The organism is Bradyrhizobium sp. LB13.1 (assembly GCF_054056815.1).
On record NZ_JBSRYQ010000001.1, the window covers coordinates 7,393,432 to 7,405,940 of the forward strand.

At 64.2% G+C, this 12,509-nt stretch carries 11 protein-coding genes and 1 pseudogene; 3 read left to right on the plus strand and 9 right to left on the minus strand.

Annotation, left to right across the window (positions count from 1 at the left end; genetic code table 11):
- Positions 1-68: 68 nt before the first annotated feature.
- Positions 69-876: pseudogene (locus ACVWYI_RS35850) on the minus strand (response regulator).
- 221 nt (positions 877-1,097) lie between these two features.
- Between ACVWYI_RS35850 and ACVWYI_RS35855 the strand changes: the two are divergent.
- Both ACVWYI_RS35855 and ACVWYI_RS35860 read left to right on the plus strand, forming a co-directional pair.
- Entirely contained in the window at positions 1,098-1,328 is a 231-nt protein-coding gene (locus ACVWYI_RS35855; RefSeq protein ID WP_026232505.1) for a NepR family anti-sigma factor, read from the plus strand.
- Positions 1,328-1,876 (plus strand): sigma-70 family RNA polymerase sigma factor, encoded by a 549-nt coding sequence (locus tag ACVWYI_RS35860; protein WP_007597240.1) that lies wholly within the window; start codon positions 1,328-1,330, stop codon positions 1,874-1,876. Before ACVWYI_RS35855 ends, ACVWYI_RS35860 begins: the two co-directional genes overlap by 1 nt.
- Positions 1,877-1,987: 111 nt before the next feature.
- On the opposite strand, the gene ACVWYI_RS35865 is transcribed toward ACVWYI_RS35860, so the two are convergent.
- The 8 genes from ACVWYI_RS35865 to ACVWYI_RS35900 form a co-directional block, all read right to left on the minus strand.
- Complete coding sequence (locus ACVWYI_RS35865) at positions 1,988-2,686, minus strand: nitroreductase (protein WP_354050688.1); 699 nt, start codon at positions 2,684-2,686, stop codon at positions 1,988-1,990.
- A 134-nt stretch (positions 2,687-2,820) separates the two neighbouring features.
- Positions 2,821-4,065: an acyl-CoA dehydrogenase gene (locus tag ACVWYI_RS35870; RefSeq protein ID WP_247445132.1), complete on the minus strand. Its 1,245-nt coding sequence runs from the start codon at positions 4,063-4,065 to the stop codon at positions 2,821-2,823.
- Positions 4,066-4,196: 131 nt separating this feature from the next.
- Positions 4,197-5,444: an acyl-CoA dehydrogenase gene (locus tag ACVWYI_RS35875; RefSeq protein WP_456664381.1), complete on the minus strand. Its 1,248-nt coding sequence runs from the start codon at positions 5,442-5,444 to the stop codon at positions 4,197-4,199.
- A 131-nt stretch (positions 5,445-5,575) separates the two neighbouring features.
- Positions 5,576-6,703, minus strand: a complete 1,128-nt coding sequence (locus tag ACVWYI_RS35880) for an acyl-CoA dehydrogenase family protein (RefSeq protein WP_456664382.1) — start codon at positions 6,701-6,703, stop codon at positions 5,576-5,578.
- Between the two features lie 27 nt (positions 6,704-6,730).
- Positions 6,731-8,602, minus strand: coding sequence for an AMP-binding protein (locus tag ACVWYI_RS35885; RefSeq protein WP_456664383.1), 1,872 nt, complete (start codon positions 8,600-8,602; stop codon positions 6,731-6,733).
- 43 nt (positions 8,603-8,645) lie between these two features.
- A complete protein-coding gene (locus ACVWYI_RS35890) occupies positions 8,646-9,452 on the minus strand; it encodes an enoyl-CoA hydratase/isomerase family protein (protein WP_247351047.1) in 807 nt (268 codons plus the stop codon).
- 206 nt (positions 9,453-9,658) lie between these two features.
- Complete coding sequence (locus ACVWYI_RS35895; RefSeq protein WP_247351049.1) at positions 9,659-10,417, minus strand: SDR family NAD(P)-dependent oxidoreductase; 759 nt, start codon at positions 10,415-10,417, stop codon at positions 9,659-9,661.
- Positions 10,418-10,472: 55 nt separating this feature from the next.
- On the minus strand, positions 10,473-11,132 hold the full coding sequence (locus tag ACVWYI_RS35900; protein WP_345946904.1) for a TetR family transcriptional regulator: 660 nt from the start codon (positions 11,130-11,132) through the stop codon (positions 10,473-10,475).
- 153 nt (positions 11,133-11,285) lie between these two features.
- Between ACVWYI_RS35900 and ACVWYI_RS35905 the strand changes: the two genes are divergently transcribed.
- Positions 11,286-12,458, plus strand: a complete 1,173-nt coding sequence (locus ACVWYI_RS35905; RefSeq protein WP_456664384.1) for an acetyl-CoA C-acetyltransferase — start codon at positions 11,286-11,288, stop codon at positions 12,456-12,458.
- Positions 12,459-12,509: the final 51 nt, after the last annotated feature.

The window sequence follows — 12,509 nt, forward strand, 5'->3', positions numbered from 1 at the left end:
CAAAAATCCGGCGCACCTTGCGGCACGCCGGATCAGATGTCGTCAAATGCCGGGCGCAGGCGCCTTCCTTACGCCGCCGGTACTTTCGGGGCGCGGTTGCGGGAGTTGCGCTGGAAGAACAGGGCCTGGCTCGCCACCGCCGACACCATCGCCGGCTGGAACGGTTTTGAGATCAGGAACGCCGGCTCGGGGCGCTCGCCGGTGAGGAAGCGTTCCGGGTACGCGGTGATGAACACCACCGGCACTTCGAAGGTACGGTAGCAACTCGTTGACGGCGTCGAGGCCCGACGAGCCGTCGGCGAGCTGGATGTCGGCGAGGATCAAGCCGGGCCGCTTGTTTTTGGCCAGCGCGACCGCATCGGCGTGCGTACGGGCGACGCCGACGACATTGTGGCCGAGATTCTTCACCAGGCTCTCGAGGTCCATGGCGATGAAGGTCTCGTCCTCGATGATCAGCACGTCGGTGGCAATCTCGACGGCCATCTCACGCCCTGCGGCATCCGCAAGCCGGCGCGTCTCGCTGACGTCAGTGCCGAGAATGTAGCCGACTTCCTCTTCCGAGAATCCCTCAAGCGAGAGCAGCAGAAAGGCCTGCCGCGGCAGCGGCGTGATGTTCGACAGACGTCGCTCCGGCGGCATCGGCAGGTTCGTCACCTCGGAATCGTCGTTGACGGAAACGGAATTCCAGATCTGGGTGAACAGCCGGAACAGGCCGGCGCGGGGCCCGTGGCTCTCGTCGAGCACCGACGGATCTCCCAGCATGGCTTCCAACATGGCTGCGACATAGGCGTCACCGGATGACTGGCTGCCCGTCAGGGCGCGTGCGTATCGGCGCAGCAAAGGCAAGTGTTCAGCAACAAGCTGTGAACGGGACATCCCCACTCCATTCATCTTCGGGCCGACCTTGACGTGCAGACGTTACGCGGGGGGCCCGGGGTTCCCCTGCTGGGCTGATTACGCTTCAGACCGAGAAAAGTTCCGCATCGGGGCGGAACTTTTTCTCGCAGCTCGCATTGAGCCTATCCAGGGAACGGCTCCCGGTTGAGAGAACTTCTCGATTTTACAGTCACTTAACTCGGGGAAACGTGGAACAGGTCATGAAAGATCTCAAGTCTCAAGCAAGCAAAAGCACGACCCCCGGCAAAGGAGGGCTCACTCCGGAAATCCAATCCCGGATCGGCCATCAGCTGCGCGCCATGTACGACGACGTGGTGCGGCAGGGCGTTCCGGACCGGTTCGCGGAACTCATCAAGAAGCTTGATGCGCCAGGAGCGACACCCCAAGTAGAAAATGGTGGCGGATCCAACGACAACAATGGGAGGGATTGATGCCTCTCACCGACTCCCTGCGTAACGACATTCTGGCGGCCGTGCCCAGCCTGCGCGCGTTCGCAATCTCGCTCAGCGGCAATGCGGACCGCGCGGACGATCTGGTTCAGGAGACGCTGTTGCGCGCGCTTGCCAACATCGACTCGTTCCAGCCCGGCTCCAACCTGCCGGCGTGGCTGTTCACGATCCTGCGCAACCTGTTCCGCTCCGACTATCGCAAGCGGCGGCGGGAAGTCGAGGATGCCGAAGGCAACTATGCCAAGACGCTGAAGACACAGCCCTCGCAGAACGCCCATCTCGAGTTCGAGGAATTCCGCACGGCGCTCGATAAGCTTCCGCAGGACCAGCGTGAAGCGCTGATCCTGGTCGGCGCCTCCGGCTTCTCCTACGAGGATGCGGCTTCGATCTGCGGCTGCGCAGTCGGCACGATCAAGAGCCGCGTCAACCGCGCGCGCTCGAAGCTCGCGGCGCTGCTCTATGTCGACGGTGCCGAGGATTTCGGGCCCGACGAGACCATCCGCGCTGTGATCGGCGGCAGCGGCGGATAGCGGCGGGCGTCAATCGGACTTAAACAAGACGAAGGCGGCCGCTTCCGCGGCCGTCTTCGCGCGTCTGAAAACCTGATGCGGGCTTATGGATGGCGGGTAGCGTGGCGGCGATCACTCGTCCACGAAGGTCACGGTCTCGGCCACGCTCGCACGCGAGGTGCGGTAGCTGTTGACCTTGTGGGCGTTATCGGCATAGCCGAACGAGATGCCGCAGACGATGCGGCGGTCATCAGGCAGATTGAAATGGCGGCGGATCAGGCCGGAGTGGCGCGCCAGCGCCGCCTGCGGAATCGTGCCGACCCCGAGCGCCTGCGCGGCCAGCATGAAGTTCGAGACATAAGCGCCGCAATCGATCGCACCGTAGATGCCGAGCGGCTCGTTGGTGTGGATGATGGCCACATGCGGCGCGCCGAAGAAATTGTAGTTCTCCAGCGCCTGCTTCGCATAGGCCGTCTTGTCGCCCCTGACGATGCCGAGCGTGTTGTAGAGCTGAAAACCGCTCTCGCGGCGGCGTTCGAGATAGGCGCCGACATACTCGCGCGGCGGCGTGAAGTCATAATCGTCGCCGAGCCCGCCGGATGCTTCCGCGTAAATCAGCTTGCGGAAGCGCTCCCTGGCCTCGCCGCTGGCGATGATCACCTGCCAGGGCTGACTGTTGCACCACGACGCCGTGCGCTGCGCGGTAGTCAGCAAATGTTCGATCGTCGCGCGATCGACGTCCTTGGCCAGGAAGGCACGCACCGAATAGCGCTCGTTGAGGAGCTCTTCGAGCACGCCGATGCGGTCGTTTTGGTTCACTTTAGCGTCCATTGCCTAGCTCGCTTTTCGTGCCCCGGACGCGACGCAGCACGAAGTGATGCGGCGCTGAGCCGGGGCCCATTGTGGTCTGTCCATCGTGGCTCCCGGGTCCCGGCTCGCGCTTCGCGCGTCCGGGACACGAGATATCAACGCCCCTTCGTCGGGATCTTGTTATACGGCACGTCCTTGTCGACGCGGATGTCGCCCGGCAATCCCAGCACGCGCTCGGCGATGATGTTGCGCAAGATCTCGTCGGTGCCGCCGGCGATGCGCATCGAGGGCGAGGACAGCAGCATCTGCTGAAACTGGCCCTGCACCGTCTCCTCGTCCACGCCGGTGAGAACGCCGGCCGCGCCCTGGAGGTCCATGGCGTAGGTCGCAATGTCCTGGAGCATCATGCCGGACACCAGCTTGCCGATCGAATTCTCCGGCCCCGGCCTGTCGCCCTTGGACAGCGCCGAGATCGCGCGGTAGCTGGTGTATTTCAGCCCGCTCGACTTCACCGCCCAGCTCGCAAGTTTTGAACGTACGGCGGGATCGTCGATGGCGAGCCCGTCCTCCAGCATCAGGTTGGAGCAGAACTCGAACATCTCGGGAACGCCGGTCGCAAGCCGGGAGCCGATCGACATGCGCTCGTTCATCAGCGTGGTCAGCGACACGCTCCAGCCCTCGCCGACGGCGCCGAGGCGCTGGCTGTCCGGAATGACGACGTCGGTGAAATAGACCTCGTTGAACTCCTGCATGCCGTTGGCCTGCTTGATCGGGCGCACCTCGACGCCGGGGCTCTTCATGTCCAGGAAGAACATGGTGAGGCCCTTGTGCTTGGGCACGTTGGGATCCGTGCGCGCGATCAAAAGGCCATAGTCGGAATAGTGCGCGCCTGAGGTCCAGATCTTCTGGCCGTTGACGACCCAATTGTCGCCCTTCTTCTCCGCGCGCGTGCGCAAGCCCGCGACGTCAGAGCCGGCCGACGGCTCGGAGAACAGCTGACACCAGATCTCCTCGCCCGCGGCGAGCTTCGGCAAATGGCGGCGCTTGGCGTCCTCGCTGCCGAACGCCATCACGGTCGGGCCGCACATGCCTTCGCCGATCTGGAACGGCTGGGTCAGCTTGCCGTAGACGCCTTCCTCCTGCTGCCAGATCACGCGCTCGATCGGCGTGGCGCCGCGGCCGCCATACTCTTTCGGCCAGTGCAGACAGGCCCAGTTGCCCTCCGCCTTCTTCTTCTGCCAGGCCTTGCCGACATCGACGATGTCGTGCTGTGCAAGCCGGATGCGGCCGAGCGAGGATTTTGACAGCTCCGCCAAAAACTCCTTCGGCGCGTTGGCGTCGACCCATTTGCGCGCGGTCTCGCGGAATGCGGCTTCCTGCGGGGTGTCATCGAAATTCATGGCGAACCTCAGTTCTTGCTCGGTGTTAGTCCCTCATGGTGAGGAGGCGCGTAGCGCCGTCTCGAACCACGAGGCCCCAATGGGCCTTCATCCTTCGAGACGCCGCGTTCCGCGGCTCCTCAGGATGAGGGTCAGCTTCTTCCCTTGGTCGGGATCTTGTTGAACGGCACGTCCTTGTCGACACGGATGTCGCCGGGCAGGCCCAGCACCCGCTCGGCGATGATGTTGCGCATGATCTCGTCGGTGCCGCCTTCGACACGGGTGCCGGGCGCGCGCAGCAGCATCGCCTGGAAGCGGCCAGCGACTTCGGCATCTTCGGGGCCACTGACCACGCCGGCAGCGCCCTGCAAATCCAGCGCGTAGGTCGCGACATCCTGGATCATGGAGCCCGCCACCAGCTTGCCGATGGAGTTTTCCGGCCCCGGCCGCTCCCCCTTCGACAGCGCCGAGATCGCGCGCATGCTGGTGTAGCGCAGGCCGCTCGCCTTGACCGCCCAGTTCGCCAGCTTCGCGCGCACCGCGCGGTCCTCGATCGCGGGACCGTCGTCGAGCATCAGGCTGGAGCAATAGTCGAACAGCTCCGGAAAGCCGGTCGAGACCCCGGCGCCGATCGACATCCGCTCGTTCATCAGCGTCGTCAGCGAGACGTTCCAGCCGTCATTGACCTCGCCAAGGCGCTGATGATCGGGGATGCGGACGTTGGTGAAATAGACCTCGTTGAAGTCGGAGGCACCGCTGGCCTGCTTGATCGGCCGCACCTCGACACCGGGGCTCTTCATGTCCAGGAAGAACATGGTGAGGCCCTTGTGCTTGGCCACGTTGGGATCGGTGCGGGTGAGCAAAATGCCGTAGTCGGAATAATGCGCCCCCGACGTCCAGATCTTCTGGCCGTTGATGACCCAGTCCTCGCCGTCCCTCTCCGCGCGCGTGCGAAGCCCTGCAACATCGGAGCCGCCGGCCGGTTCGGAGAACAGCTGGCACCAGACCTTCTCACCGGAGGCGAGCGGCGGCAGATAGCTGCGCTTATGCTCCTCGCGCGCGAATGCCATCATGGTCGGCCCGCACATGCCGTGACCGATGATGAACATGCCGGACAGCTTGCCGAACGGCCCCTCTTCCTGCTGCCAGATCACGCGCTCGATCGGCGACGAACCGCGGCCGCCATAGTCCTTCGGCCAATGCAGGCAGGCCCAGCCGGCGTCGGCCTTTTTCTTCTGCCAGGCCTTTGCGACTTCCAGGATGTTGGCGTTCTTGAGCTGGGTGCGGCCGAGCGAGGATTTGCGCAGCTCGTCCTCGTACTGTTGCGGCGCGTTCGCCGCGATCCAGGCGCGGGCGGTGGCGCGGAATGCGGCCTCCTGCGGGGTGTCTTCGAAGTTCATGGTTTCATCTCTCGGTTCGTTCCCCGGACGCTGCGCATCACGAAGTGGTGCGCTGCAGATCCGGGGTCCATTGCGGCCCCTGGGTCCCGGCTCTGAGGCGCTTCGCGCCGCGTCCGGGGCACGAGCGGTGGCTACGCCGCGTTCTTCTTGCGCATGCGGTCGATCAACTGGTCTTCCCAATAGGACAGGCTGCCAAGCCCGAGCGCCATGGCGTTGGCGCGGCGGTAGTACATGTGGCAGTCGAACTCCCAGGTGAAACCCATGCCACCGTGGACCTGGATGTTGTTCTTGGCGCAGTGCTGGAACGCCTGCGTCGCGCTGATGCGCGCGGCGGCGGCCGCTTCCGGCAATTCGCCTGCGTTGGTCGAGAGCGCCCAGGCGCCGTAATAGCTGTTGGACCGCGCCAGCGTCGCCGAGACATACATATCGGCGAGCATATGCTTGACGGCCTGGAACGAACCGATCTGGCGACCGAAGGCAATGCGGTCGAGCGCGTAGTCGCGGCCCATCTCCAGTGCGCGGTCGGAGCCGCCGACCTGCTCGAAAGCGCACAGCACCGCGGCCCGGTCCAGCACCTGGGTCAGGATCCTCCACCCTTCGCCGGCGGCTCCGAGCGGCTCGGCCTTGCAATCCCTGAAAGTGATCTCGGCCTGCCCGCGGGTCGGATCGAGATTGGTGAGACTCTTCACCTCGACGCCGCCGCCCTTGAGATCGACAATGAACAAGGAAATGTCACCATCGCGTCCGTTCGATCCCGTACGTGCCGCGACCACTGCGAAGTCGGCAATCGCGCCATCCGCAACCGGCTTCTTGACACCGCTGAGCACGCCGTTCGCAGCCGTCAACTTGACGTTCTTCGGCGACGGATTGCCCTTGCCCTCGAACAGCGCCAGCGTGCCGATCGCCTCGCCGGAGGCAATCGCCGGTAACCATTTCTTCTTCTGCGAATCGCTGCCGGCAATCAGCAGCGCTTCGGCGGCGAGATAGACGGTGGAGGAAAACGGCACCGGCGCATTGGCCCGGCCCATCTCCTCGGCGATCACGCAAAGTTCGAGATGACCGGCGCCCGCACCACCAAAGTCCTCGGGAATCGCGACACCGAGAAAGCCCATCTCGGCGAGGCCCTTCCACAGCTCCTTGTCATACGGCGCCTTGCCGTCGAGAATTGCGCGCACCGCCTTGGGCGAGCACTTCTCGGTGAGGAATTTGCGCGCCTGATCCCGGAGCTGCTTCTGGTCGTCGGAGAAATCGAAGTTCATGGCGCGTATCCGTGTTGATGATGTCGATTACTTGAGAATGATGACGGCCTGGTCGGGCTTGTCGGCATAGAGCCGCTCCACCAGCCCGACGCGGCGCTCCAGGCCGGCGCGCTGGTTGATGTAGCCCTTGTCGGTGAGCTCGTTGCCGTCGATCGAGGGCGGCTCCGCCATCAGCATGGCGCGCGCGATGATGCGGCTGCCGGCGCCTTCGCACTCCCGGTTGTGCGCGTCCAGTCCGCGCCGGAAGCAGGCGATCACCTCGGGGTGCTTCACCGCATCCTCGAAACTCAGGTCGGGATTGCCGACGAGTTGGCGGCAGGCATGCAGGTTCGGCCAGGCCAGCAGACCGATGAACGGACGGTCCTGCCCCGCGACCAGTGCATCGTGCACGACAGGCGTCGCAGCCGCGATCGCATCGGTGCGCAGCGAGCCGACATGGACGAAAGTGCCGGTGGTGAGCTTGAAATCCTCGACCACGCGCCCGGCAAAGATGATGCCCTTCACCGGATCGGTGTCGTCGACGAAGATGCCGGCATCCCCGATACAATAGAAACCTTCCTCGTCGAACATCCTCCTGGTGAGATCGGGCTGGCCGAAATATCCCGGCGTGACGTTGACGCCGCGCAGGCGCAGCTCGTATTTCGAGCCGCACGGCACCATCTTCAGTTCGACGCCGGGGAACGGCAGGCCGATCAGGCCGACGCGCTCGGTGTCCCAATAGGTGCCGGTCGAGGTCGGCGCGGTCTCGGTCGAGCCCCAGCCGGTGTAGAACACGATACGCTCGCCGGTGGTTTTCACGGCGAGGGCCTGCATGCGATCGTAGAGATCATCAGGCAACCGCGCGCCGCCATAGGCCATGATCGAGAGGTTCTTGAAGAAGGAGCGGCACAGCGCATCGTCCTTCTCCATCGCCGCTGCCAACGCAGCATAGCCGGCCGGCACGTTGGCGTAATAGGTCGGCGATATCTCGCGCAGATTCCGGAGCGTCTCCTCGAACTGGCCCGGCATCGGCCGGCCGTCATCGATATAGAGCGTGCCGCCGTCGACCAGGATCGGGTGGAACGCCGCATTGCCGCCCATGGTGTGGTTCCAGGGCATCCAGTCCAGCATGGTGGAGATCGGACCGCTGGGATCGCGCGGCCGCACCTGCATCATCATCGCCGCATTGGCACACATCATCGCTTGCGTGTTGATGACGGCCTTGGGCATGCCGGTCGAGCCTGACGTGAACAGCAGCTTGCCGACGGTCTCAGGCGTGATCTTCGCGATCGACGCTTCGACATCGGCGGTCACGGGCGTCGCCACGAGCTCGGCAAAGCTGACGCTCTTGATGCCGTCGCAAGGCCGCAGGACGTGAACAATGGTGACGCCGGTCAGATCGAGCGCTTTCAGCGCCTTCTCGAAAGTCGGGCCATCCTGCACCATCACCACGGCGGGCTTGATCAGATCGAACAGATATTTCAGCTTGACGTGATCATGGCTCATCAAGGAGTAGGCAGGCGACACCGGCGCGGCCGGGACGCGCGCCTGCATCGCGGCCTGCGTCATCAGCGCATGCTCGATCGAATTGCCGGAGAGGATCGTAACCGGGCGGCCATCGAGCGCGAGATTGAGCAAGCCCTGCGTCAGCGCATCCACCGTGCGCTTGGCTTCGCCATAGGACACCTTGCGCCATTCGCGGTTCGGACCGCCGCGCTGCGCGAGCCAGATGCGCTCGGGCGCTTGCTTGGCCCACTTCGCCAGCGAAGCCGGAATATGCGTCTCGTGAGCTTGCAGCGGAATGCGCGACTTCAGCACAACAGTGCCGTCGCCGCGCCGCTCGACGTCGATCTCGCGCTTGAGCCACTCGACCTTGCGAAACGCGGGCTTCGTCATCACCGCCGCCGCATTCCCACTCATTTTGCGTCTCCCGGAATTTCTCGTCCTTTACGGATCTTCATTGTCAGCGCTTGATATAGACAGGCTTTCGCTTCTCAAGGAAGGCCCTGATGCCTTCCGAAAATTCCTCGGAACGGCTGCACAGGACCTGGTTGCGGTCCTCCATCGCGATAACGGCTTCCAGCGATCCGGCATCGACGCTCATGTTGAGGCATTCTTTGGACAGGCGCAGGCCCACGGGCGACGCCGTGATCATCGCGTCGACATAAGGTTCGGCGGCGTCATCGAGCTTGTCCTCGTCGACGACCTCGGAGACCAGCCCGACCGCCAGCGCGCGGTCGGCGCCGATGAAGCGCCCAGTGAGGATCAACTCCGAGGCCACGGAGACACCGACGAGACGCGGCAGGAAATAGCTGGTGCCGATGTCGCAGCCGCCGAGGCCGAGCTTGATGAAGGCGCAGTTCATTCGGGCCGACTTCGTGGCGATGCGGATGTCGGAGGCAAGCGCCAGCGCAAAACCGCCGCCGGCCGCCGCGCCCTGCACCAGAGAAATGATCGGCTGCGGACAACGACGCATCAGCATGACGATGTCGGCGATGCGCCGCTGCGAATCCAGCGACTCGGTGACGCCGGGCGGCTCCTGCTGCCCGGCACGACGCGCCATCGCCGCCTTGAGATCGAGGCCTGCGCAAAAATTCCTGCCGGCACCCTTCAGCACCACGACGCGCGTATCGCGGTTGCGCTGGAGGCCCTGGAAGTAAACGTTGAGTGCGTCGATCAGCGCCGGATCAAGCGCGTTGAGGCTTTCAGGACGATTGAGCGTCACCGTGTCGATGCCGTCATGGTGATCGATCAGCAGCGGTTCGGACATGAGGCGCCTCGTGCTTGCCGCCGATCGCGGTGCCGATTGCTACGCCCTCTCCCCTTGTGGGAGAGGGCATGTACGCTGTGAGTCCAGAGTTCACTTGGGTGAGGGGTTTGTCTCCGTGGACGCAAACCCCTCGTCCGGCGCGCGCAGGAGCGCAATTGCGCTCCAAAGCGCGCCACCTTCTCCCACAAGGGGAGAAGGAAGAAGAGCTACCGCGGCGCCATGCGGATGGCGCCGTCGAGGCGGATGGTCTCGCCGTTGAGCATCGCGTTCTCGACCATGTGCACGGCGAGCGCGCCGTATTCGTTCGCATCGCCAAGACGCGAGGGATGGGGCACCTGGGCGCCCAGGCTCTTGCGGGCCTCTTCGTTCAGGCCCATCAGCAGCGGCGTCATGAACAGGCCGGGCGCGATGGTATTGACGCGAATTTTCTGGCTGGCGAGGTCGCGCGCCGCCGGCAGGGTCAAACCAACGACACCACCCTTCGAAGCAGCATAGGCGATCTGGCCGATCTGGCCTTCATAGGCCGCAACGGAAGCCGTGTTGATGATGACGCCACGCTCTTCACCGACCGGCTCGATCGTCACCAGGCGTTCGGCGAACAGACGCAGGCAGTTGAAAGTGCCTATGAGGTTGACGTTGATGATGCGCGCAAACTTTTCCAGCGGGTAGACGCCATCGCGGCCGACGATGCGCTGCGAGCCGCCGATGCCGGCGCAGTTCATCAGCACGCGCGCGACGCCGTGCGCGGCCTCCGCCTTGGCGATCGCCGCTTTGATCTGCTCTTCGCTGGTGACGTCGGCGTGCAGCGCGACGCCTTTCACCTCGGCGGCGACCTTCTCGGCGTTTTCCTTGCTCTGGTCGATCACACCAATCTTGGCGCCCTTGGCGGCCATGGCGCGGGCGGTCGCGGCACCGAGGCCCGAACCACCGCCGGTGATGAGAACGGCTACGTCTTTCAACTGCATCGCGATTACCTTTCCTTGGGCGTTTCTTCTCTAGGCTTGAAGAGTTCCGGCCGGATCATCCAGCCGCGGCAGCTTCCTCGACTTGCGTGAGGATGCCGCCGCAGATCAGCGTTTCCATGTGCTTGATATATTGCCGGCAGACTTCGTCGGTGACCGGGCCGACGCCGGTCGCGCGAGACATCGCGTGCCGGCCGAAGAACAAATGATCGCAGGCCCCGATCAGGCTGGTGTAGAACAGCACCGGATCGGTGGCGCGGAATTCGCCGTGACTGACGCCTTCGGCCAGCAGGCGGCGATGGAAATCCAGCAGCGGCGCGACGAAGAATTTCGAGACTTCGTCCGCGGAGCCCGCGACGCTCTCGTGCAGCAGATAGTGGATCAGCCGGTTCATGTAGGGAAACCGGTGATAGGCGCGGATGATACCGGCGATATGCAGCTTCAGCTTCGCGGTTGGCGTAATCGGCTGGGCCAGCAGATATTCGAGGTTGGAGAGTTCCGTCCCCGCGTCGCGCTCGAGCAGAGCCAGTAGCAGACCGTCCTTGTTGCCGAAATGATATTTGACCAGCGCAGCGTTGGCGCCCGACTTCTGCGCGATGTCGCTCAGCGAGATCTCGATCGAGGAGCGTTCGATCATCAGCCCGCTCGCGGCCACGAGCAATTTCTCTGCCGTGGAATTCTTTCCGCTGGGAAGCCTGTTCGGTACGCTGGTAGCCACGGAGATCCCTGAATGCGCTTCGAGAGGCGCGCAGATAACCTCAAGCAGCGCCTCCCCACAAGAGTTAATTGATCGATTGACTAAACGATCAGCCGCCCCTTAAATCCGCGCCGACAACCCATTCGATACAGAACAATCCAGGGAGAAACCGACATGGCCGAGGCTTACATCGTCGCCGCTGCGCGTACCGCCGGCGGGCGCAAGGGGGGCCGCCTCGCCGGCTGGCATCCGGCCGATCTCGCCGCAAAAGTGCTGGACGAGTTGGTCGACCGCACCAAGGTCGATCCGGCCCTGGTCGAGGACGTGATCATGGGCTGCGTCATGCAAGTCGGTGAGCAGTCCAACAACGTCGCGCGCAACGCGATCATGGCCTCGAAGCTGCCGGAGAGCGTGCCGGGCACCTCGATCGACCGCCAGTGCGGCTCCTCGCAGCAGGCGCTGCACTTTGCAGCCCAAGCGGTGATGTCCGGCGCGATGGACGTCGTGATCGCCGCCGGCGTGGAATCGATGACGCGCGTGCCGATGGGCCTGTCCTCGCAGCTTCCCGCCAAGAACGGCTTTGGCAATTACAAGAGCGCGGGCATCGAGCAGCGTTATCCGAACATCGTGTTCAGCCAGTTCACCGGCGCCGAGATGATGGCCAAGAAGTACGGCCTCTCCAAGGATGAGCTCGACCAGTACTCCTACAACAGCCATCAGCGTGCGATCGCGGCGACGCAAGCCGGCCACTTCAAGACCGAGATCGTGCCGCTCGAGATCACCCGCGCCGACGGCTCCAAGGACACCCACCATATCGACGAAGGAATCCGCTTCGACGCCACGCTCGACGGCATCAAGGGCGTCAAGCTGATCGCCGAGAACGGCAAGCTCTCCGCGGCCAGCGCCAGCCAGATCTGCGACGGCGCCTCCGGCGTGATGGTGGTGAACGAGCGCGGCCTCAAGCAGCTCGGCGTGAAGCCGCTGGCCCGCATCCATCACATGACCATGATGGGCGGCGATCCCGTGATCATGCTCGATGCACCGCTGCACGCCACCAAGCGCGCGCTGGAGAAGGCGGGCATGACGATCGGCGACATCGACCTGTTCGAGGTCAACGAGGCTTTCGCCTCGGTACCGACCGCGTGGCTCAAGACCACCGGCGCCGATCCGGAGCGCCTCAACGTCAATGGCGGCGCCATCGCGCTCGGCCATCCCCTCGGCGGCTCCGGCACCAAGCTGATGACGACGCTGGTCCACGCGCTACGCCAGCGCGGCAAGCGTTACGGCCTGCAGACCATGTGCGAAGGCGGCGGCATGGCCAATGTGACGATCGTGGAGCGGCTGTAAGCTGCTGCCGCATTAAAGGTGTCGTCCCGGCGAAGGCCGGGACCCATATCC